15 protein-coding genes are annotated in these 22,170 nt (G+C 53.7%); 6 read left to right on the top strand and 9 right to left on the bottom strand.

Going from position 1 to position 22,170, the window contains the following annotated elements; translation table 11 throughout:
• The first annotated feature begins 132 nt into the window (after positions 1 to 132).
• Complete coding sequence (locus tag ACAW75_RS11395) at positions 133 to 372, top strand: helix-turn-helix domain-containing protein (protein ID WP_370728839.1); 240 nt, start codon at positions 133 to 135, stop codon at positions 370 to 372.
• On the opposite strand, the gene ACAW75_RS11390 is transcribed toward ACAW75_RS11395, so the two are convergent.
• The 3 genes from ACAW75_RS11390 to ACAW75_RS11380 form a co-directional block, all read right to left on the bottom strand.
• The gene (locus ACAW75_RS11390; protein WP_370728838.1) at positions 369 to 833 is read right to left on the bottom strand and encodes a hypothetical protein; all 465 of its coding nucleotides are present in this window, start codon (positions 831 to 833) and stop codon (positions 369 to 371) included. The two genes, ACAW75_RS11395 and ACAW75_RS11390, sit on opposite strands and share 4 nt — an antisense overlap.
• 98 nt (positions 834 to 931) lie before the next feature.
• Entirely contained in the window at positions 932 to 2,599 is a 1,668-nt protein-coding gene (locus ACAW75_RS11385; protein WP_370728837.1) for a D-alanine--D-alanine ligase family protein, read from the bottom strand.
• Between the two features lie 104 nt (positions 2,600 to 2,703).
• Positions 2,704 to 3,942, bottom strand: coding sequence for a NupC/NupG family nucleoside CNT transporter (locus ACAW75_RS11380; protein ID WP_370728836.1), 1,239 nt, complete (start codon positions 3,940 to 3,942; stop codon positions 2,704 to 2,706).
• Positions 3,943 to 4,083: 141 nt separating this feature from the next.
• Here ACAW75_RS11380 and ACAW75_RS11375 point away from each other — a divergent pair, with 141 nt between their 5' ends.
• Entirely contained in the window at positions 4,084 to 4,383 is a 300-nt protein-coding gene (locus ACAW75_RS11375; protein ID WP_370728835.1) for a DUF6429 family protein, read from the top strand.
• A 352-nt stretch (positions 4,384 to 4,735) separates the two neighbouring features.
• Here ACAW75_RS11375 and ppk1 read toward each other — a convergent pair whose 3' ends face one another.
• Together ppk1 and gyrB are read right to left on the bottom strand one after the other, a co-directional pair.
• Positions 4,736 to 7,069 carry a polyphosphate kinase 1 gene (gene ppk1 / locus ACAW75_RS11370; RefSeq protein ID WP_370728834.1) on the bottom strand — a complete coding sequence of 778 codons (2,334 nt, stop codon included), beginning with the start codon at positions 7,067 to 7,069 and terminating at the stop codon, positions 4,736 to 4,738.
• A gap of 134 nt (positions 7,070 to 7,203) precedes the next feature.
• The gene (gyrB, locus tag ACAW75_RS11365; RefSeq protein WP_370728964.1) at positions 7,204 to 9,192 is read right to left on the bottom strand and encodes a DNA topoisomerase (ATP-hydrolyzing) subunit B; all 1,989 of its coding nucleotides are present in this window, start codon (positions 9,190 to 9,192) and stop codon (positions 7,204 to 7,206) included.
• A 711-nt stretch (positions 9,193 to 9,903) separates the two neighbouring features.
• On the opposite strand from gyrB, the gene ACAW75_RS11360 reads away from it, so the two are divergent.
• Positions 9,904 to 10,212, top strand: a complete 309-nt coding sequence (locus tag ACAW75_RS11360) for an isoamylase early set domain-containing protein (RefSeq protein ID WP_370728833.1) — start codon at positions 9,904 to 9,906, stop codon at positions 10,210 to 10,212.
• 99 nt (positions 10,213 to 10,311) lie between these two features.
• Here the strand turns inward: ACAW75_RS11360 and ACAW75_RS11355 are convergent, their stop codons facing one another.
• The 3 genes from ACAW75_RS11355 to ACAW75_RS11345 form a co-directional block, all read right to left on the bottom strand.
• Positions 10,312 to 11,283: a hydroxypyruvate isomerase family protein gene (locus tag ACAW75_RS11355; protein WP_370728832.1), complete on the bottom strand. Its 972-nt coding sequence runs from the start codon at positions 11,281 to 11,283 to the stop codon at positions 10,312 to 10,314.
• Between the two features lie 27 nt (positions 11,284 to 11,310).
• Positions 11,311 to 14,409: a PVC-type heme-binding CxxCH protein gene (locus ACAW75_RS11350; protein WP_370728831.1), complete on the bottom strand. Its 3,099-nt coding sequence runs from the start codon at positions 14,407 to 14,409 to the stop codon at positions 11,311 to 11,313.
• A 252-nt stretch (positions 14,410 to 14,661) separates the two neighbouring features.
• Positions 14,662 to 14,979: a plasmid stabilization protein gene (locus ACAW75_RS11345; RefSeq protein WP_370728830.1), complete on the bottom strand. Its 318-nt coding sequence runs from the start codon at positions 14,977 to 14,979 to the stop codon at positions 14,662 to 14,664.
• Positions 14,980 to 15,226: 247 nt separating this feature from the next.
• On the opposite strand from ACAW75_RS11345, the gene ACAW75_RS11340 reads away from it, so the two are divergent.
• A complete protein-coding gene (locus ACAW75_RS11340) occupies positions 15,227 to 18,508 on the top strand; it encodes a S41 family peptidase (protein WP_370728829.1) in 3,282 nt (1,093 codons plus the stop codon).
• 224 nt (positions 18,509 to 18,732) lie between these two features.
• Entirely contained in the window at positions 18,733 to 19,194 is a 462-nt protein-coding gene (locus ACAW75_RS11335) for a VOC family protein (protein WP_370728828.1), read from the top strand.
• 86 nt (positions 19,195 to 19,280) lie between these two features.
• Here the strand turns inward: ACAW75_RS11335 and ACAW75_RS11330 are convergent, their stop codons facing one another.
• Positions 19,281 to 20,291, bottom strand: a complete 1,011-nt coding sequence (locus ACAW75_RS11330) for an alkaline phosphatase D family protein (RefSeq protein ID WP_370728827.1) — start codon at positions 20,289 to 20,291, stop codon at positions 19,281 to 19,283.
• A gap of 250 nt (positions 20,292 to 20,541) precedes the next feature.
• Here ACAW75_RS11330 and ACAW75_RS11325 point away from each other — a divergent pair, with 250 nt between their 5' ends.
• Positions 20,542 to 22,131 (top strand): M28 family metallopeptidase, encoded by a 1,590-nt coding sequence (locus ACAW75_RS11325; RefSeq protein WP_370728826.1) that lies wholly within the window; start codon positions 20,542 to 20,544, stop codon positions 22,129 to 22,131.
• The last annotated feature ends 39 nt before the right edge of the window (positions 22,132 to 22,170 follow it).

The raw sequence follows: 22,170 nt of genomic DNA, 5'->3' as shown, positions 1-22,170 counted from the left end.
GATTTTGATAAACAGTAAATAATTATTGTTTATCAATAAAAATCTACTGTTGTTTGTAAACTACCTGAAGCTCTATACGGGATAGGGTACTAGACAACTGAAATTGGAAAACGAGTTAACCATCTGATCATCATGCCCATAATTGTAAACGTCGATGTAATGATGGCGCGGCGGAAGATGTCGCTGACCGAGCTGGCTGAAAAGGTCGATCTAACCCTGGCAAACCTATCTATTCTGAAAACGGGAAAGGCTAAAGCCATTCGGTTCAGCACGCTCGAAGCGCTCTGCCAGGCCCTGGATTGTCAACCCGGTGATCTGCTCGAATACGTACCTGAACCGGCTGATGATCAAGTGACTCAGCCCGCGCGCTAAACCGCTTGATTGCCCCGATTTTTTGCCTCTTCAGACAGCATGTGTTTCGGGTCGCGGATCATCGTTTTGATGAATGCAGCCCGTCGGAAGCGCAATGCCGACCAATCATCGTTGACGGCCACCATGCGCACGGGTTCAAAACCGGCTTTGCCCAGTGAAGCCCAGCCGGTATCGCGGTTGAACTCGCAGCGGTACTTTTTCGACGACTGCTTCGGATACACCATCCAAACCACAGCATCGCCCTCGGTATGCGTTGCGATCCAGTCTGCGAGCTGGTCGACCTGCGCTAGTTGCTGCACGAAACCCATCACAAAGTCGGCTTTCGCCAACGATTCTGGTTGCTGTGCAACGTTCAGGCGCTCAGCAAAGGCTGCGGTCAACGCCGCCAATTCCGTAGGTACGTTCACCAGCAGCGCCTGCTGCTGATTGGTGAGGTTCAGTTTTTTGAGTAGCGCATCCATTGAATGGTAAACAGGGGTTGGGTCTGTGTTGCCAGTATGCTTTGTGCTGTGGTGCATTGCTTCCAATGCACCACAGCACAAAGCATACTGGCAAAAAACTACACGTAACGCTCGGTAATGTGGCGTGCCCGTTCCTGGGTTTCGATTAGGAGCGGGTGGCGCGGGGTAGTCAAGGCTTCTTCCAGATCAGCCAGGGTATCTTTAAAGAGAAAGTAAACCGGCACCTCGTAGGTCTCCATTTTCGACTTCAGATACACCAGTTCCGGGCGGGTTTCGGCCAGCGCGGCGGCGGCATTGTATTCGGCTCTGCCCCGATTCCACTCCTCGTCCGACGGGCCAAAGTGAATGACTTGTACGGGCAGATTCGCCGTTTTGCGGGTGGCCAGTTTCGCATCCAGGTCTAGAAGCATCTGCTTCAGGCGGTGCGTATCTTTCCCCGTCCGAATCCGTTCCCGCAACGACTGCCGGATCAGGTACGTCAGCGAATCGCTCAGGTTCATGCCGATCTCCGCCATCTGCTTAAAGATCAGCGAGGTTGGCGACATGCCCGGAATGGTATTGGGGTCGTGGAAGAGTACACGCTGAGGTTCGCCCGGTCCGTCGCCACGGTTGGGCCCTTCCGGCGTCAGGAAACCGTCGATGCGCGAGTAGACGTTGATGCCCAACTTCGTGAACAACTGCTCGATACCGACCTGAATGGCCCGGTTATTCTCTAAACTCGTGCCAACGGGAATCCGCTTTTTCGCAACGCTGGTGAGGTATTTGGTCTCGTAATCAAAGGCATCTGCATTGTAAATCTCGGTAGGAGGGAGCGCCACCGCCAGGCCATCATCATCCTGAATAACGCCGCACGAAAATTCCTGTCCGCTGATAAATTCTTCAAAGAGAAGCTCGTCTTCGGCATTCACCGAAGCCAGCGTGAAAATCCGGTCGGCCTCTTCGTCGGCTTCATCATCCAGTTTCTCGATCAGGTCGGCGGGGTGCATGGCGTACTCCCCCGTATTTTCAATGATCAGCGGATAGCCAATGGCCGAACTGAGCGTCGCCGTTTTCTGCGCGTACTCGTGCTTGGCCTGCTCATCCATATCGGCCCAGTCGGCCAGGTTGAGCGTGGTGGTGAAGAAACACTGACTAACCGCCCGTTGGAACGTACCCAGATCATTCTCGCGCACAATGGCCACGCCAATCGAGGAACCCTGATGCGGGGCTTTCACTACAATGGGCAACCCCAGATGAGTGATCAGCGATTCGAAGAAAGCACCCTGATCGGCCTGTTTCCAGGCGTCGCGAGTCACGGTTGCCGTTTTCTTCTGCTGCCCATTCACCAGCGCTATCAGGTTGTTTTGCAGGATCTTGTTGATGCCAAGCCCCGAGCCCAGAATGCCCGGACCGGTATACGGCATCTTGTGCCATTCGAGCAGGCCCTGGATAGCCCCATCTTCGCAGTCGGGACCGTGCATGGCCAGAAAAGCCATGTCGAAATAGTCTTCAAACCAGTCGGGCTCAACCTGCTCGCCGGGAATGACGTCTTCCTCTTCCAGCGATTCGTCGTACACCGAAAAACCATCCTGCTCCGGCAACGCGGCCCGAATAGACGCATTGTCCAGAAAGTCCGGTTCAACGATATAAAATCGGCCCCAACCGCTGACAAATACCAGCACGGGGTCGAACAGGGCTTTATTCAGGTTAGCCAGGGCGGTGCGTCCGCCAGCAAATGACACGTCGCGCTCCCGCGAAGGGCCACCAAAGAAAATTCCGATACGCATTTTAACAGTTTTCAGTGTACTGTTTACAGCTTTCAGTTGTGCTGCCTGGTGAGACGTTTGCTGAGAAGCAACGCAACAGCAAACAGCAAACGGAAAACTGTAAACTATAATAATAGGCCCGCCAGGGTGGCAGACATGTAGCTGGCTAAGGTGCCGCAGATCAGTGCTTTGAAGCCGAGTTTAGCCAGGTCTTTCCGGCGGCTTGGCGCCAGTTCACCGATGCCGCCAATCTGAATGGCGATGGAGGAGAAATTGGCGAATCCGCAGAGGGCGAAGCTGGTGATGGCAATCGTTTTAGGGTCGAGCGTTGGTTTGAGTTTTACCAGCTCAATGTAGGCCACAAATTCGTTGACCACCATTTTGGTACCCATCAGCGCACCTGCCGCTTCAACGTCTTTACCCGGTACACCCATGGCCCAGGCAAACACCGAGAAGAGTTTACCGAGCAGATAATTCAGGCTAAGGATCGGGAACCCGGCCAGGCTGCCCGCTTTGCCCAGTAGCATATCGATGAGTGAAATCAAGGCGATAAAACCGATCAGCATGGCCACAACGTTCAGCCCTACTTTCAGGCCTTCACTGGCCCCGCTGGCGATGGCATCGACGAGGTTAGCGTGAATTTTCTTGATCTCGATCTTGACAACACCCTGGGTACTGGACGCTTCCGTTTCCGGAAAGACGATTTTTGAGATGACCAGTGCCCCCGGTGCCGCCATGATACTGGCCGCCAGCAGGTAAGGAGCCGGCACACCCAACGAGATATACACGGCAAGAACGCCACCGGCAATACAGGCGAAACTACCCGCCATCGATGCCAGCAGCTCCGAATTGGTCATAGTAGACAGATACGGTTTGATCATGATCTGCGCCTCGACCTGCCCGACGAACGTACTGGCCACGTTTGACAGTGCTTCGGCGCCACTAACGCCCATCAGCCATTTCATCACCCGCGCCATCAGGGCTACGATGCGTTGCATGATGCCGAGGTGGTAGAAGATGTTCACCAGCACCGCTACGAAGATGATGGTAGGAATAACTTTGAAGAAGAAAATGAAGTCGTTGCCACTCCCAAACGCACGAGACAGTACGTCCCGGTTTACCAAAGAGCCAAATACGAAGGCCGCTCCCTTATCAGCGTTCTCCAGCGTTTTGTTAACCAGAAAGCCGAGGTAATTAAAGACATTCTGCCCAACGTCGGTTTTCAGGACAAAGACGGCGAGGCTAAACTGGAGGGCCAGCCCTACACCTACAGTTCGATAATTAATGGCTTTGCGGTTGTTCGACATCGCGAAGGCGATGCCCAAGATCAGGACAATCCCGAGTAATCCGGTGAAACGCTCCATGCGGTCAGGTACGGTGCAGAAAAATGGTTCTTATTGATGTTAGCGGACGAAGGTACGAAAAAACGCCCCTTTCCAGCCCGCCAGCTATTACCTTCGTAGCAGGAAACGGCAGTTGCCCGTAGGTCCTTTTTCGATTACTCTATGCAAACCAACGACATCACCCCCGAAGATATAGAAGACCTAACGCTAGCTGTGCTTTACCTGACCGCCTGGCGGCAGGAAGTAAGCGACGAAAACGGGTATCCACAAGGGAAAGCACTCATCAACTGGAAAGGCCATAGCTTCGACTCGCTCGATGCGCTGGCGGCCAAACACTATACTGACGGCAACCGCCGGAACAAATCAGTGCAGATTACGGAAGAGGGAGAAGCCAAAGCGCAGGAAATCCTGAAACGCCTGCTCGGTAAAGAGTTTACCGTTACCGCTGAGCGGATTGTCTAGGGCTAATCCAGGTACGTTGTCTGTGTAACGCCGAAACTCCAGCTTCGGCGTTACACAGACAACGTACCTGCACGGGCTACAGCTGGCTGAGATCCAGCGTAAAACCGGGTAGGATACCTTCGCCGGATAGTGGACGAGTTGTTTCATACTCGTCCACCTCTTGATTTGGACGGCGGCATAAATAGGCCGTGTTCGTAGCCGGTGCTAAAAGCCAGCCCATTTAACAACCGTTGGCCAGCCAATCCTCCATTTTCTGTTGAGCGTCTACGGAAGAACTCATCATCGTTGATCCGTAGGTCTTCCGGGAAATGGACACGTACCGTTTTCCTGGAGGGAATTAAGTTGGTTTTCGTCAAATCGTGGCAATGCTGCGTTCAGTGCCTTCGGCTAAGTCGGCCGGTACGTCGACAGGTGGCTCTATGGTATCGTCGAAAAGATGGGCCAACATCACGTCGGCTTCACTTACGTCGAAAAAGGCCATCTGCATATCGAATGGCTCAACGCCTTCGGCTGGTTCGCACTTCTTGTAGGTGCCGTCTTCCTGCAACTCATAGGCGTTTACCGTGTCGCGCAGGTTGTAATCCAGGATCAGAATAGCCTGTTGTCGGACCCGAACATCGGCCAGATAAAACAGCGACTCAATACGGCGGTCGAACGAGCGAACCATCACGTCGGCGCTACCCCCATAAATTTTAGGTTCGCCTGCATTGTGAAAATAAAATAAGCGCGTATGTTCCAGGTAGTTGCCAACAATAGACCGAACGGTGATGTTCTCGCTCAACCCGTTCCGGCCTGGCCGAAGGCAGCAGATTCCCCGCACGATCAACCGAATCGGCACACCTGCCTGCGAGGCCGCATACAGCTCATCAATGATTGTTTTATCTTCCAATGAGTTGATCTTGATACAGATTCCGCTGGTAAGGCCGCGGCGGGCCAGGTCTGCTTCGGCCCGGATCAGATCGATCAACTGATTACGCATGTCGCGCGGAGCTGTCAGCAGATACTGATAACCGCTCGGCAGTGAGTGGCCGGTTATCACGTTGAAAAACTCCGAGATATCGCTGGTATACGTTTCATTGGTCGTGAGCAGGCCGATATCGGTATACATCCGGGCCGTGTCTTCATTATAGTTTCCGCTCGACAAGTGGGCGTATCGAACCACCCGGCTGCCTTCATTCCGCACAACCAGCAATAGCTTTGTGTGCGTTTTGAACCGGCTGATCCCGTAGATGACAAAACAGCCCGCTTTTTGCAGACGCTGTGCTTCCCGAATGTTGTTTTCTTCGTCGAATCGGGCTTTCACTTCAAACAGCACCGACACGTGTTTGCCATTTTCGGCGGCTTTTAACAGGGCTTCCGTAATGCGCGACCGTTTGGCAAGTCGATACACCGTCAGTTTAATGGCCAGCACATTCGGGTCTTCGGCGGCTTGCTCCAGCAGTTGAAGCACCGGCTCGAAGTTGTTATACGGGTGATGCAGCAGAATGTCGCGTTCCCGGATAGCCTCGAAAATATCGCCGATCTTATCGCGTTCCAGTCCAACGGGTGGAACGGGTGGTAGTGGAGCAGGCATATCGTTTTTGAACTCCGGGTGCCGGATAATCTGCCAGAGGCTGGTAAAGTCGATGAGCGAAGTGGCTTCAAACAGGTTCGTATCATCAATTTCCCAGCGCTTTTTCAACAGGCTGATCATCCAGGCCGAGGCGGGTGATTCAATCTGACCAGCCTCGATTTCAACGCGGACTACGCGACCCAACCGGCGGTTTTTGATCTTCTGCTTGATCTCATCCAGAAAGTCAGCCTCAACATCGTCATTCTCTTCCAGCGTAAAATCGCCGTTTCGCGAAATACGGAACATATTGACCGACGATATCTCGACGTTGCGATACAGCTTGTTCAGATGCCGACGAACAATTTCTTCAATAGGCAGGAATACGATGACGTCATCACGCTCAAACGTCATGAAGCGGGGCAGGTTAGCCGGGATCTGCACAAACGATAATCGGTGATTGTCGCTGTCATCATCGGGCGTCAGATCACGAAAATCACCGGCGGGGGTATACGTGACCACACCAAAGATCAACACCTTCGCCAGGAGCACCGGGAACGTATGCGTATAGTCATAAAGCATCGGCGTCAACGTAGGAAAGATCGTCCGGTCAAAATAACTGGCTGCCTGCGTTTGTTCTTCTTCGCTGAGGTCATCGTACTTGGCCAGTGTCAGCCCGTTTTCTACGAACAGCGGCAACAGCTGCTCTGTAAAAACCGACTGCTGATCCTGGTTGAACTGCTGCATGGCCCGGAAAAGGGCTTTTTTAAAGGGGCCTTCGCGTAAGCCTGAGTAGTCGATACGCTCTTTATGATAGTCCAGGTAGTTGTATAGGCTACCCACCCGAATACTAAAAAACTCGTCGGCGTTTGAATCGGTGATGGCCAGAAATTTCAGGCGTTCCATCAGCGTCCGGTCCGGGTTACGAGCCTGATCGAGTACCCGTTCGTTGAACTTTAGCCAGCTAAGATCGCGACTGATGTAATCGCTTTGCTCGATGAGCGTACTGACACGCTCTGCCGATTTGGCCGCGCTGACAGGCGTACCCGAATCGGCAGGGGTCGGGCGATTGGTTAGGCGAGACACGAACTGACCAATTAAGTTACGGCCGCGTTGAGGTTGATCGGAGTTACGCATAAGTCAATGGTATAGGACGTCAAAGCAAAAATAGGACACAGAAGCAACGTATAAATAGAGCAATTACGTCGCCTGCTTACTGTTACCTTTTTATTATGTAACAAAAAACCGGGCCTTTCGACCCGGTTTTTTTGCTAAACGTCTACTTTGGCGTATTTCGCATTTCGTTCGATAAAGTCGCGGCGGGGTGGTACCTCATCGCCCATCAGCATCGAGAAAACGTGGTCGGCATCGGCGGCCGATTCAATCGTTACCTGCTTCAGGCTTCGCTGCGTTGGGTCCATGGTGGTCTCCCAGAGCTGTTCGGCGTTCATCTCGCCCAATCCTTTATATCGCTGAATGTTTACGGCCTCTTCGCGCCCGCTACCAGCCAGTTCGCGTACGGCCGCTTCGCGTTGCGCTTCTGTCCAGCAATAGCGTTGCTCTTTACCTTTCTTCACCAGGTAGAACGGCGGCTGGGCAATGTAGAGGTAGCCGTTTTCGATCAGGGCGCGCATATTGCGGAAGAACAAGGTCAGCAGCAGCGTACGGATGTGGCTACCATCAACGTCGGCATCGGTCATAATAATAATTTTATGATACCGAAGCTTTTCGAGGTTCATCTCGGTTTCGCCCGTCTCTTTGTTCTTCTCCAGACGTACCCCCAGAGCCGTCCAGATGTTCTTGATCTCCTCGTTCTCGTAGATCTTGTGCTCCATAGCCTTCTCTACGTTCAGAATTTTACCCCGAAGCGGCAGAATGGCCTGATAAGCGCGGTTACGACCCTGTTTGGCCGATCCCCCCGCCGAGTCACCTTCCACCAGATACAGCTCGCAAACGCGAGGGTCGGTGTCTGAACAGTCGGCCAGTTTGCCGGGTAACCCCATACCGCCCATGAAATCTTTCCGGTCGGTCATGATACGCGAGTACGCCAGATCAGCGGCAATCCGGGCCTGCGCCGAGATCAGCACTTTCCTGACAATGGCCTGCGCGATCTTGGGGTTCTCTTCGAGCCACATTTCCAGCGTTTCGCCCACCGCCTGACTAACGGCACTCACGACATCCTGGTTGCCCAGTTTTCCTTTGGTCTGGCCTTCAAACTGGGGTTCCTGTACTTTTACCGAGATCACGGCGGTCAGCCCTTTACGGAAGTCGCCGCCTTCGAATTTGACCTTCGTCGCATTTTTAGGGATCAGCCCTGGATTTTTCTCCAGATAGCGGCCAAACACCCGCGTAATGGCCGAGCGGAACCCCTGCACGTGGGTACCGCCTTCATGGGTGTTGATGTTGTTCACGTACGACTGCACGTTCTCGCCTGCTTCCATATTATAAAGCATAGCTACCTGTACGGGCGTCGTGTATTTCTCGTTCTCGATGTAGATCGGCGACATGTTGTCGAGTGATTGCCGCGACTCATCGAGGTATTTTACGAACTCGCTTAAGCCACCCTCCGAGTGAAACTCAGCTTTAAACAGCGGGTTTCCAGCCTCATCCAGTTCACGCAGGTCGGTCAGTTCAATGCGGATACCTTTGTTCAGATAGGCCAACTCGCGCAGCCGACCCGCAACGGTATCAAACCGGTACACCGTTGTTTCGGTGAAGATGCTCTCGTCGGGCTTAAAATGAACGGTCGTTCCGGTATCAGTAGCTGTGCCGATCTCGCGAACCTCGTACTGCGGCTTACCAATGCTGTATTCCTGGTCGTAGGCTTTGCCATCCCGGTGTACTTCTACACGCAGCATGGTTGAGAGGGCATTTACGCAGGATACCCCTACGCCGTGCAAACCTCCCGATACTTTGTAGGTGTCTTTATCGAATTTGCCACCGGCGTGCAACACCGTCATAACTACTTCCAGTGAGTTACGACCCGTTTGCTTATTGAAGCCGACCGGAATACCCCGGCCATTGTCTCTGACGGTGATGGAATTATCTTGATTGATGGTGACCTGAATGGTGTCACAGTAGCCAGCCATGGCTTCATCAATGGAGTTGTCAACAACCTCCCAAATCAGGTGGTGCAGGCCTTTAACGCCCACGTCGCCGATATACATGGCCGGGCGTTTTCGAACGGCCTCAAGGCCTTCGAGTACCTGAATGTTATCGGATCCATATTGGCCATTGGGGTTGGCTACTTCTTCCTCCATTTCGGTGTCAACAGCGTCGTTTGTCATGCGGTATTTGAATGTGTTTTGAGCGAAAAGCGGGTCCCGGTAAAGCCGAAAACGGGCATTTTGCCTGCCTCTATATAGCTTGTAAAAATACAAAAAATGTCGCTCATTTCCCAGCGAAATATCAAGCTATATCCTCCTAAAGTGAAGTTTTTCATGAACTGCAACCCGTTCGTTTGTTAGCCGTGAAATAAAGGTCATAATTAGCCTGTTTCTGCCCATGATGTGAGTAGCTCTTTTTGCAAAAATCAGGGACAGACATCCGCAGCACCCAGCAGGCGACGTACCTGAATGAATCTCAGCACATGCCCTTGGTCGGCCTTATCGAAAAAAAACAGACACCAACTGCGGGGAAGAGACTGGATGCCCACTTTTTGCCCGACAAAGGAAGCGTGTCTGGCCGGCCTCACCAACTACAAGAGATAAGGACAACTTAGCCGGGCCACACGCAAGCATCACCATGTACATTCAAACGATGAACAAATCGTTTAGGATTATTTTCAGGCAGTTATGAATAAATGGGGGACCCTGCTGGCAGTGAGCGAATTAAATGAGAAAACGAAGTATAGTAGTAGGTTATATACAAAATATTGAACTAAAGAAAGAATATACGGTAGTAACTACCTATAAATTAGCATTTTAAATTTTATGAAATATAATTTTGCGTCAAAACCAAACATACATTATATGCCTACTGCTAAGCAATTTCTCAAAAGTAAGCCTGTTGCCAAAGTAACGTTTGAACTTCCCGCCGAAGCCGTTAACGGGGCGAAAGTGGTATCGCTCGTTGGTGATTTTAACGATTGGGATGTAACTGCTCAGCCTCTTAAGAAGCAGAAAGACGGTTCGTTCAAAGCCACGGTTGAATTGCCAGTTGGCACCGAATACCAGTACCGCTTCATCATTGATGGGGAAACATGGGCCAATGACTGGGCGGCCGACAAATACGTAGCCAGTCCGGTGTCAGCCGAAGATAATTCGGTTGTTGTATTGTAAGAAAACGGGAGTAAACACAGCGACACGGAGTACGGCGAGTCGTTTCTTTACGGTAAAGAAACGACTCGCCGTACTCCGTGTCGCTGTGTTTACTCCCGTTTATACCGTGAAGCTATCTGACTCTACATAGGCTCTGATCAGCGCCATTTCACCGTCTTTTCCGGGGAGCGAATTGCCATGTTCCATGCCGAAAATAAACGAGCGGTTGCTGGCTTTGGCCTTGTCGTAAATGTGCTTGAAAATATTCTTGTAATTAATCTCACCCGTGGTTGGTTCTTTGCGACCAGGATTATCACCGATCTGGAAATAACCGATCTCATCCCACGCCCAGTCAATGTGCGGAATAATATGCCCTTCGTTCCGCTGCATGTGATAAATGTCGAACAGGATTTTGCAGGAAGGACTGTTTACGGCCCGGCAAAGCGCATACGTCTGGTCGGAGGTACGCATAAACAGGTCGGGGTTATCGCTTAGAGGTTCCAGCACCATCGTGATGCCGTGTGGCGCCAGCGCATCGGCCCCCCGGCGCAGCACATCGATCACATGACCGGTTTGAATGCCCATGGGTAGATTACGCTCGAAATAGCCAGGCACGACTGTCGCTAATTTCCCGCCGCACCGTTTCGACGTCTCAATGGCTTTATTGGCCGTTGCCATGAAGTTATCGACGAATTCCTTTTTCCCGGTGGTGAACGACACTTTCCAGTTATTGCCGGTCTCGAAAACGTAAACGCCCATTTTCAGGCCCAGCCGGGCCATTTCGGCGCCCATTTTCTCCTGCAAGGCTGGGTCGCGGCCCATCATGCCGTTGTCCTCTATGGCTGTAAAACCCTGATCGGCCATGAACTTTAGCTGGTCGATGGGATCTTTGCCTGCGCTGTTTTCAAACATGCCGATATGCGGTGCATAGTCGAGCTTGAACTTGTTCTTACCGGCACCTGGTAACCCTGTTACATCGGGATAAACTGTAGCTGAGCCTGTGTATATAGCCGCTTGTGCCGCCGATGCGCCTGCGACGGCGAGGCCAGACGCGCCCAGGGCTGTTTTTAAGAAATCACGACGTTGGGTCATGTGTAAGTTAATTAAGGATTTAACGGGTTATTTTTTCTTCAGCGTGCTCAGATATTCCACCAGGTCAACCAGCTCGGTGGTACTCATCGCCTCCTGAAGCCCGGAAGGCATCATGGACGAGTCCAGCTTCTTCATGGAGGCTACGTCGGCCGTTTTGTAGTTCTGAACCAGCCCACCGGGAAACTTCATTTGCAGGTCGGTCTCGGTTTTGCTCGAGATAATGCCGGTCATGGTGCTGCCATCTTTGAACTTCACCTCGTAGCCTTCAAAGCCAAAGCTGATACCCGCGTCGGGGTAAATGATAGCCAGGTATTGCCCGTCTTTGCCCAGCTTCGAGCCGATTTCCGACAGTTTAGGCCCAAAATCCATGCCTTCGCCATTGACTTGGTGGCAAACCGAACAGTTGGTTTTATACACCGCCAGTCCGCGCGACGCATCGCCATTCATGGCCAGCAGTTCATTGACACCAGGCAGTTTTTTGGCGGCTGTTGCTGACGTACCTGACTGATTGCCATCGAGGTATTTAGCGGCTTCGGTCCGAATCATTTTGCGCCAGGCGGTTGATACGCCCTGATAGGCAGCGGCTTTTAGGTCGCCGGTCAGTTTGCCGGATCTGAGCAGCACGATCACCTGGTCTTCCCCATCCTGACTGCCGCCTAACGCCCGGGCAGCTTCGCGGCGCAGGGGCATGGCGCGCTTCTCATCCAACGCCACGCGCTGAAGTATATCCAGTGATTCGGTACTTCCTACGCGCCGTAACGACGAAACCATGTTGGTGGCGGCATCCGCATTCGAGCCGTTGATGGTTTCCCAGACCAACTCTGATCCGTTTTGCTTTACTAGTTGCTTCGCAGCTTCACGGCCAATATTATCGTTCGGCTTAAGAAGAGCCAGTTGGCGCAGACGGGCATTTTCTGAAACGGGTCCGTAGCGCTGTACCAGTTCCATGTACTCGGCGGTGCCGTACGTTTGATCGAGCAGGTTTTGGAGCGCCCTGGACGCAGAAGCACTGCTCGTAACGAAGGTCGGGTCCAGGTGGCGAAGGGCCAGTTTGGTCACGTCGGGACTATTCTGTTCCTGAATGAGTTGCAAGAGCGCCGTCGATTTTTCGACTTTACCGGGGTTAAAATCGAACGCCCGGAAATAACGAAGCCGGTTGGCTAATGGCATGTCTTTTTCGCCAGCCAGTTTAGCCAGTAAAGGCACCGAAGCCGCTGTGCGGGACCGCCACACCACATCACGCCCGCCAGCATTGGCAAGCGGGTCGTTATTGACCTGCTGTATATAAGCAGCGTAGTAGGTGTCCCACTGATTGTCGGCACCAATGCCCAGGGCTTCGAGGTACCAGCGGTCTTTCCCATCATGCTGAGCGGCCAGTTGTGCCCAAAGGGCTGGCGCTTCTGGCGACGTATTGCGACGTAGCGCAATGGCGCATTCCCGACGTACCTGTGCGCTCGGGTCATTGACCAGTTGCTTAACGTACCCGATTACGTCCATTTTCTGTTCGCGGGCGGTACGCAGGGCTGTAATGCGCAGGTCGGCGTTCTCGTCTTTCAGGGCCGTTTCCACGTATTTCTGGCCTTTCGGCAACTGGCTCAATAGCCACAGTGCACGGGCTTTCATGCGAGGGTTTGCTGCCGATCTGTACAACTTCGCCAGCGACTTTTCGGCTTTTGTACCCAGGTTGTGCAGCGCCGTCCACCCCATGTACCGAATCGACATGTTGGGGCTTTGCAGGGCCGTGATAGCGCCGTCAATCGTTGACACGTCTGTTTTTGGCACCGACCAGGCCGAGTTGGGCGGAGCCAGCCGGAAGATCCGGCCGCGGTTCTGGTCACCTGCCTGGTGGCCGCCCACGCCGGGGTCGTACCAGTCGGCGATCATCAGCGAGCCATCGGGTGCTACGCAAACATCAGACGGGCGGAACCACTGGTCGCGCACGCCTTCAACGAGATTGGCAATCGTAGCTTTATAGCCCGCTCCGTCTTTCTCGACCGGATAGGCACGAACCACGTTGGGGCCCGCGTCGCAGTGAATGACCTGATTCTGGAACGTACCTGGCAGCAGCGACCCTTCGTACACGATAATGCCCGTGGGCGAACCGGCGCCTGTTTGCAATAAATTAGGCACAACACCAGGGTCATTCAAATGCCAGTGGCGATAGGGGATTTCCTTTTCAAGGTTGGTCCGGTTGGCACTCCAGCCCGCGCCGGTCAGTTCATCGGTGTAGCCGTAATTGCCGTACTCCATCACATAGTTAATGCGCACGCTCTTGTTGCCATCATCGTCGTTGTCTGATTGCCAGAGCGTTCCGTAGGAGTCGACCGCCACTTCAAAGTTGTTACGGAAATTCTGGCCAAGCACTTCCATTTCCGAACCGTCGGGATTGCAGCGAAACACCATACCCTGGCGGTAGCTCTGTTTGTCGATGGCTTTGCCGGTATTTCGGTCGAAAATAGCTTTACCGTTTTTGTCTTTGATCTGCTGGCCTTCATTGCCAAAATTGAAGTACCATTTCCCGTCGGGGCCAAACACAAAGGCGTGCATACCGTGGTCGTGCTGATCGCCGCTAAGGCCCGTAAACAGGATCTCTTTTTTGTCGGCTTTGTCGTCGCCGTTCTCGTCGGTAAAGACCCAGACATTGGGGCTGTCCGACACGATGACCTTATTGCCCTGCACCCAGATACCCAGCGGTGACTGCAGTTCAGGTCCTTGGTAAAAGACCTTACTCACGTCGGCCACACCGTCGCCATTCTGATCGTCCAGAATAACAACGCGGTCACCAGCGGCATCGGTCGGGTTGCCGTTGATAGCCGGGCGGTAGTTGTACGCTTCACACACCCACACACGGCCCCGCGCATCCACGTCGATGTTGGTCGGGTTTTTCAGCATGGGCTCGGCGGCAAACAGGGTAGCCTGCAAACCGGACGTGACGTTCAGGCTGGCCACCGCGTTTTTGGGGTCATGCTTATCGTCGTCGGGAAGGGTCGCAAAAAAGCGGTTTAGAAATGGGATCGAGGCCCGATGCAGGTCATTGCCTGAATAAGCACCCAGAAAAAGAGCTCCCGAAAGAATGGTGGCAGCACCAGCCAACCGTAGCGTTCGTGCCTTATATGATCGAGTCATCGCTAAGAGAGACAGTAGTATATCAGGTGAAAGCGAAGCCAGCACCAATTATAACAACTAAGCTACAAAAAAGCGGGGAGGTAAACCGGGTTTGGCTCCATTGACCCGCTCTATCTGCGCACCTGGAACGTACCTGAAATGATAACAGGGGGTGAAGCAGACACGAAAAGACACCATATGGCTCGCCTGGTGAGGGGCCAAATGGTGTCCTAAATCGGCACATGCTCGCGCCAGCAGAAGCAAGCAATATGGCTATTTCGTTGCCTTACTCGCTGCGTTTTTCTTCCGGGTTTCAGCGGCTTTTTTGGCAGAGGCTGACCGGTCTGCGGCCGTGCTGGATGCTGAAGCAGCACCGCCCTTTTTACCACCAGTTTCGTAAGACTCTTTATTCTCGGCATGACCACGACCCGAGCCACTTTTTTTGCCGCCCCCCGATATTTTATTCACCGTTGCCCAAGCTCGGCTCTCGGCTTCTTCTTCGGGAATACCCCGCTTTTCGTAGCCTTCTTCAATGTGTTCCGCCTGGCGAACTTGCTTGTCCGTATAGGCCGATTTATCTCCTCGTGGCATTGTTGTAGTTGGTTTAGTTGATTGTATATTTTTGCCGGTAGAACTAATAGATTTTACAAATGTTTTGCCCGCCGTCAGTTGTGTAGTAAGTAGTCTGCGTAAGATTATACCGCGAAAAGGCTAGATAATAACAAGCTATTACGAAACACGGATGGGCTGGTTGTTAACGGCGTCGATCCAGCATTTATCTTTAGAATACCGCTTCTCAGGTACGTTCAACAACTCTTTCTTCATCATACCACCGCCTATGCGCAACCGTATACGTTTCTTCGTCCCTCTTCTCGCCTGCTGGGTCAGTAGCTACCCAACGGTGTACGCTCAATCGGGTGGTCCGGCCCCTAAATACGCCTTTGCTGAACCAACCCTTTCGCCCGACGGCAACGAAATCGCCTTTGTTTCGGGCGGCGACATCTGGACCGTTCCTGCCGCTGGTGGCGAGGCCCGTCTGCTGGTCGCTCACGCCGATAACGAATCAAGGCCGCTGTATTCACCCGATGGAAAATACCTCGCCTTTGCCTCGACCCGCTCGGGCAACGGCGACATTTACCTGCTCACGCTCGAAACGGGCGACCTGCGCCGACTGACGCACGACGACGCAGCCGAGAGCCTGACGGCCTGGGCGAAAGATGGGAAAATGGTGTATTTCCAGTCGACCAGCCGGGATATTTCGAGCATGAACGACATCTACCGGGTGTCCGTTTCGGGCGGCACACCGATGCCCGTCACGGCCGACCGATACGCCAGTGAATTCTTTGGAACCCCGTCGCCCGACGGGTCTACGCTGGCTTTTTCGGCGCGGGGTATTTCGGCCGCGCAGTGGTGGCGTAAAGGCAGTAGCCACCTCGATCAGACCGAGCTATGGACGTGCAGGATCGGGACGAAAAAGGGCGATAAACCAAGCTATGAACGGCTCACTGAAGGCGGTGCCAAAGAGTTATGGCCGCTCTGGAGCACTGATGGCCAGACGATCTATTTCATGTCGGACCGGAATGGCAGCCAGAACCTCTGGGCGAAGCCCATGAAAGGCGCGGCGACGATGCTGACTTCGTTCAAAGACGGTCGGGTACTTTGGCCATCGATGGGCAACACTGGTAAGACGATCGTTTTTGAGCGCGATTTCCAGATCTGGAGCTATGACCTCGCCACGAAGAAAGCCACGCCGGTAGCCATTCGGCTGCGCGGTGCGGCGGCTGGCTCATCCGTCGACCATCAGAAGCTGACCAACCAGTTTCGTGATCTGGCCGTTTCGCCCGACGGGAAAAAGGTGGCGTTTACGGCGCATGGCGAAGTGTTTGCGGCCTCAGCCAAAGAGGGGGGCGACGCCGTTCGGGTAAGTAATAGCCCGGCGGTGGAGTCGCAGGTAGCCTGGATGCCCAACAGCCGAAGTCTGATCTATGCCAGCACGCGCCACGGCATGGCCAACCTATTCCAATACGATTTCTCGACCAATGCCGAAACCCGCCTGACCGATTCGCCACTTGATGATAGTTCACCCGTGGTATCGCCCGATGGGCAGTCGGTGGCGTTTATGCGCAACGGGCAGGAATTACGCATCATGGACATGGGCACCAAAAAAGACCGGGTCCTGTACAAAGGCTATCTGGGTCGGGCACCCTTCGCTGGTTCAGGTACGTTAACCTTCTCGCCCGATGGCAAATGGCTGGCCTTCGTTGCCTACGGAACCAAGACATTCCGCAATGTGTGGGTGGTGCCTGTGGCGGGTGGTGAAGCCAGGCCCGTCAGTTTTCTAGCCAACACCTTTGGCGGTAACGTGAATTGGAGCCCCGACGGGAAATACATTCTGTTTGGCACGAACCAGCGCACCGAAACGGCCCAGATTGCCCGCGTTGATCTGGTGCCGAAGCTGCCCAAATTCCGCGAAGATCAGTTCCGTGATCTGTTCAATGAAGAGGTACCCCGAAACGTGCGAACCACTACGCCAACCAGTACCTCAGCTGCCCCGCAAGGCCGTGCCCCGCTCGATACAACCGCAAAATCGAAGGGCGCAGGGAAAGAAACAACCACCGTTGTGTTCGATGGTATCCGCCAGCGTTTAAGCCTGTTGCCGGTCGGCATCGAAGTCGATCAGCAGTCGATCAGTAAGGATGGGAAAACCCTTTTGCTGCTTGCCAGTGTGGCTGGTCGGCAAAATCTGTACACCTACTCGCTCGATGAAACCAGCAGCGAGCGGCCAGTGGCCCGCCAGTTGACCACCACGCCAGGGCAGAAGAGCAATGCCCAGTTTACCGCCGATGGCAAAGATGTGTACTACCTGGAACAGGGCCGTATTCAGACGATATCGCTGACATCGCGGGAGCCTAAACCCCTGGCCGTTACGGCCGAACTGGACGTTGATTTTGCAACCGAAAAACTACAGGTGTTTCAGCAGGCCTGGGATGTGCAGAATAAAGGTTTCTACGATCCTGCGTTTCACGGGGCCGACTGGAATGAGGTGAAAGCCACTTATGAACCCTACGCTGCCGGCGCCAGAACGCCCGATGAACTGCGCCGCCTGCTGAGCCTGATGGTCGGTGAACTGAACGCGTCGCACTCAGGCGTATCGGGTCCGCAAGGGGCTGCCGATATTACGACCGGGCGACTGGGCCTGCGTTTCGACCGGATCACTTACGAAAATACGGGTAAACTGCTGGTGACGGAAGTAGTCAATCTAGGCCCCGCGTTCCTGGCCGCCACCATCAAACCCGGCGATTATATACTGGCTGTCGATGGCACGACCATTGATGCCAGCACGAACCTGGACCAACTCCTGAGCAATAAAATTAACCGCCGGACAACGCTGGCCGTAGCTGCATCGCCCACCGCTACGCCTAAAGACGTGAGCGTACTGCCTGTGAATCTGGCTACCGAGAAAGGACTACTCTACAAACAATGGGTACAGCAGCAACGCGATTTCGTCGATAAAGCCAGTAACGGTCGACTTGGGTACGTGCATATGTTCGATATGTCGGCTGAATCGCTGAACCAGTTATACATTGATCTGGACGCCGACAATCACGCTCGGGAGGGTGTGGTCGTGGACGTGCGCAATAACAACGGTGGTTTCGTGAATCCCTACGCCATTGATGTGTTTGCCCGGAAAGGCTACCTGACCATGACCTCACGCGGATTACCTGCCGCACCGGCCCGCTCGCAACTGGGGCAGCGCGCGCTCGAAACGCCAACGATTCTGGTCACGAACCAGCATTCGTTGTCCGATGCCGAAGATTTCACGGAAGGCTATCGGACCCTGAAACTGGGCAAAGTGGTAGGCGAGCCAACCGCCGGCTGGATCATCTTCACATCGGCGGCGCAACTCATCGATGGCTCGTCGATCCGGTTGCCGTTCTCGAAGATCACCGACAATACGGGCAAAGACATGGAGTTGGCTCCCCGCCCTGTCGACGTACCTGTGTCGCGGCCCATTGGCGAGAGCTATACCGATCAGAACCTACAGCTGAACACGGCGGTAAAAGAATTGGTGAAACAACTCGACGACGCTAAGTCAGGCAAGGTGATGAGTGGCAAGTAAGCAGTTTTTGGGTGTTGCTTTTTGCAGTATGCTGCGGGGCCTCCAGCCAAAGCAATACATATACCAACCAGAAACGCCCCGGAACGTAGTTGTTCCGGGGCGTTTCTGGTGCTGGCAGAAGCTTAACATGGATTGGCCCAATCACCCCCTCTCTTTGTCGTTTCTACCCTGTTCCGATTGGCAGCATCCGCGTTACATTTGCTCACTACAAACAGGTAAACAACATGCAAAAGATCACGACGTTCCTGACGTTCAACAACCAGGCCGAGGCCGCAGCGACACTGTACACGGCTGTCTTCAAGAATTCATCGATTAACCACGTAAGCCGATACGGAGACGCTGGACCCGGCGAACCGGGCAGTGCCATGTCTGTTGTTTTCCAGCTCGACGGCCAGCCTTTTTACGCGTTGAATGGTGGTCCGAGTTTCAGTTTCACCACTGGCATTTCGCTATTTATTACCTGCGAAACGCAGGAAGAAATCGACCACTTTTGGGAAAAGCTCTCCGAAGGGGGCGAAAAAGGGCAGTGTGGCTGGCTGAAAGACAAATTCGGGGTGTCGTGGCAGGTGGTGCCCTCCACGCTAGGCAGCTTGCTCGGGCATAAAGATCCGGCCAAAGCCAAACGAGCCATGGCCGCCATGATGAACATGACCAAGCTCGATATTGCCGCATTGGAACAGGCGTAGTTTTAGCCTGGTTGCTTCGTGCTGCCCTGCGCCTGTCGCGATGACGAACCGGCCAGATCGAAGGGCTACAGTGCAGAGCAATTACGCTAAAATTTCACTTCCTGCGTCAGGTACGTTGCCTGGTCGTCGCCGTTGATCTTTACCGTGGCCATGCGCGGCTTTTTGGTCCAGTCGATGGTGATCAGGCCGTAGTTTAGCTTGGTCACCATCTCACCAACGCGGTATTTGTTGGCTTCTGCGTGCGGTTGCGACACGTGCGTCAGGCCGCTACTGGTGATATCGAAAACAGCATAGCTGAGGCCGGGAATGGTTACTTTCGATACTTCGGCCATGTGCCGGTCGCCGCTGATAAAGAGGGCGCCTTTGGGCTTCGTTTTGGCCAGCAAATCCAGAAGCCGCTGGCGGGCGGTGGGGAAATTGGCCCATTTCTCGTAGACGTGCTCTTCGGGCAGCACCTGAACACCCGAGCCAATCACGTGTACATCAGCGTCGGAGTTGGTCAGTTCTTTTTCCAGCCAACGCCACTGTGCTTCACCCAGCATATCGCCCGAGGGATCAGGTACGTTGTTTTTCCCGTCCTTCTTCAGCGGGTCCCGGAAATAGCGGGCATCGAGCAGAATCACCTTTACACGTTGGCCTTTGGGGCCGTAGGTATGCGCCGAATAGGTCCCTTTTTGTTTACGCAGGGCACTGTTAGTCGGTACGTCCAGAAAATCGAGCATGACCTGCTGGCTTTCCTTGCGTTTCGGGTATTCCTTGCCACCATCATTCACGCCATAGTCGTGATCGTCCCAGACGCCGATGATCTGCGTCGACTGGCGAAGCTGCTGATAAACCGGATTCGATTTCTGGCGATCATAGTTGGCCCGCAATGTATCCATGCTCTCCGAGTCACCATAAATAGTATCGCCAAGCCACACCCACACGTCGGGTTTCTGGGCAATAATATCGTCCCAGAGCGGTTGCGGGCGTTTCTGATCGCTGCACGAGCCGAAAGCAATGGTGGTGATGGGTGGTTGGGTAGTTGTCGGCTGCTGTGTTCGGCAGCCTGTGAACAGGGCACAGCCCAGCAGGCAGAGGGTAATGCGAAGCTTCATAAACGTAGGTTGTATCAGCGGTAAAAGTAGGCGTGGCAACCTGTTTCTACACCGGCATCACAATTTGTTAATGGATCACGGAATAAGTTCGATGACCGGTTCACCGATCGATCCAGACAAAACTATATTCTGTCGTGTGTGGTATTTGGCAAAGAAACTATAGCCCTAAATCGCTAAGGTATAGGTGAAGGGTTAGCCAGTACGGCGAATTGATTATCTTCGGGCTACTTCCCCAACTTTATCATAGTTCATGACAAACAAACTACTTCTCACCGGACTGCTCGTTGGCGGTTCGTTACTCGCTTATGGCCAGGACGAAAAAGTCGACATGGCGACAATGGATAAAATCCGTCAGGAAGGGCTGCAAAAGTCGCAGGTGATGGAAACCGCTTTCTACCTGACCGACGTGAACGGCCCCCGCATTCAGGGACCGGGCTACGTCAATGCCGCCAATTATGCCAAAGGGAAACTGGCGGGCTATGGTTTGCAGAATGCCCGGCTCGAATCGTGGGGTGACTGGGGCAAGGGCTGGAACGTAGAGCGTTGCTACTTTGCCATGACGGCACCTTATTATAAGTCGATGATTGCCGTTCCGCGTGCCTGGAGTGGTAGCACAAACAAACTCCAAACGGCTGACATCCTGTTCATTACCGACACCGATACGATGGCCCTGGAAAATTACCGGGGTAAGCTGAAGAACAAGATTATCCTGATGGACCAGTCGTACAAGGTATCGCCTTCGTTTAAAGCCGATGCCGACCGGTTTACCGATGAGGAATTGCAAAAAATGGCGAGCGCCGAAGCCCCACGGGGTGGCGGAGGGCAACGCGGAGCCGGTGGCGATTCGACCATGCGCCGGATGATGCAGACCATGCGTACCCGTAACGTTTTCAACCAGAAGATGCGGAAAATGGCCAAAACGGAAGGGGCCGTTGGTATTTTGAACAGTACCCAAACCAGCAAAGACGGTACACTTTTCGTGAGTGGCGACTATGCCAACGCGGCCCTGGGTGCCGTGCCCGACGACCTGGCCGATCTGTCGATCTCGGCGGAAGATTACATGATGCTGTGCCGGTTGATGAAAGCCAACGTACCGGTGAAACTGGAGGTAGACGTGAAGACCAAGTTCTTCGCCGACGACATCAAAGGGTACAATGTACTGGCCGAAATTCCGGGTACTGATCCAAAATTGAAAGATGAAGTGGTGATGCTGGGCGCTCACCTCGATTCGTGGCATGCCGCCACGGGTGCTACCGATAACGCCGCAGGAAGCTCGGTGATGATGGAAGCTGTTCGGATCCTGAAAGCGATTGGTGCCAAACCCCGCCGCACCATTCGCATTGCCCTGTGGAGCGGCGAAGAGCAGGGGCTGTTCGGATCACGAAACTACGTGACCAATCACCTGGTCGATGCCAAGACCAGCAAACTGACGAAAGACGGTGAGAATATTTCGGCTTACTTCAACGTCGACAACGGAACGGGTAAGATTCGGGGTATCTACTTGCAGGGCAACGTGGCTGCCGGTCCGATTTTCACGCAGTGGCTGAAACCGTTCAATGATCTGGGCGCAACGACCATAACGGCTCAAAACACGGGTGGCACCGACCACCAGTCGTTCGACCGGGTGGGTATTCCGGGTTTCCAGTTCATTCAGGACCGGATCGAGTACAACACACGTACCCACCACACCAACATGGATACCTACGATCACCTGCAACCCGACGACCTGAAACAGGCGGCTACGGTGGTGGCTGGCTTCGTTTATAACGCCGCCATGCGCGACCAGAAAATACCTGCGAAAGAACCTGTAGCCCCAACCGCTCAAATTCCTGCGCGGTAGCGATCAGCGAGTGCGAATTGGTAATGCCCCTGCTGAACG

The sequence above is a fragment of the Fibrella arboris genome, assembly GCF_041321095.1.
In the GTDB taxonomy this organism is placed as follows: domain Bacteria; phylum Bacteroidota; class Bacteroidia; order Cytophagales; family Spirosomataceae; genus Fibrella; species Fibrella arboris.
The sequence above is the reverse complement of the archived record's forward strand: the minus strand, read 5'-3'. Positions and strand labels throughout refer to the sequence as shown.

What these genes read in the sequence shown, in the direction of transcription:
- ACAW75_RS11355 (WP_370728832.1), bottom strand. Translation starts at nt 11,283, where the DNA reads ATGACCCAACGTCGTGATTTCTTAAAAACAGCCCTGGGCGCGTCTGGC.
- ACAW75_RS11390 (WP_370728838.1), bottom strand. Translation starts at nt 833, where the DNA reads ATGGATGCGCTACTCAAAAAACTGAACCTCACCAATCAGCAGCAGGCG.
- ACAW75_RS11345 (WP_370728830.1), bottom strand. Translation starts at nt 14,979, where the DNA reads ATGCCACGAGGAGATAAATCGGCCTATACGGACAAGCAAGTTCGCCAG.
- ACAW75_RS11395 (WP_370728839.1), top strand. Translation starts at nt 133, where the DNA reads ATGCCCATAATTGTAAACGTCGATGTAATGATGGCGCGGCGGAAGATG.
- ACAW75_RS11385 (WP_370728837.1), bottom strand. Translation starts at nt 2,599, where the DNA reads ATGCGTATCGGAATTTTCTTTGGTGGCCCTTCGCGGGAGCGCGACGTG.
- ACAW75_RS11330 (WP_370728827.1), bottom strand. Translation starts at nt 20,291, where the DNA reads ATGAAGCTTCGCATTACCCTCTGCCTGCTGGGCTGTGCCCTGTTCACA.
- ACAW75_RS11325 (WP_370728826.1), top strand. Translation starts at nt 20,542, where the DNA reads ATGACAAACAAACTACTTCTCACCGGACTGCTCGTTGGCGGTTCGTTA.
- ACAW75_RS11375 (WP_370728835.1), top strand. Translation starts at nt 4,084, where the DNA reads ATGCAAACCAACGACATCACCCCCGAAGATATAGAAGACCTAACGCTA.
- ppk1 (WP_370728834.1), bottom strand. Translation starts at nt 7,069, where the DNA reads ATGCGTAACTCCGATCAACCTCAACGCGGCCGTAACTTAATTGGTCAG.
- ACAW75_RS11340 (WP_370728829.1), top strand. Translation starts at nt 15,227, where the DNA reads ATGCGCAACCGTATACGTTTCTTCGTCCCTCTTCTCGCCTGCTGGGTC.
- gyrB (WP_370728964.1), bottom strand. Translation starts at nt 9,192, where the DNA reads ATGGAGGAAGAAGTAGCCAACCCCAATGGCCAATATGGATCCGATAAC.
- ACAW75_RS11350 (WP_370728831.1), bottom strand. Translation starts at nt 14,409, where the DNA reads ATGACTCGATCATATAAGGCACGAACGCTACGGTTGGCTGGTGCTGCC.
- ACAW75_RS11335 (WP_370728828.1), top strand. Translation starts at nt 18,733, where the DNA reads ATGCAAAAGATCACGACGTTCCTGACGTTCAACAACCAGGCCGAGGCC.
- ACAW75_RS11380 (WP_370728836.1), bottom strand. Translation starts at nt 3,942, where the DNA reads ATGGAGCGTTTCACCGGATTACTCGGGATTGTCCTGATCTTGGGCATC.
- ACAW75_RS11360 (WP_370728833.1), top strand. Translation starts at nt 9,904, where the DNA reads ATGCCTACTGCTAAGCAATTTCTCAAAAGTAAGCCTGTTGCCAAAGTA.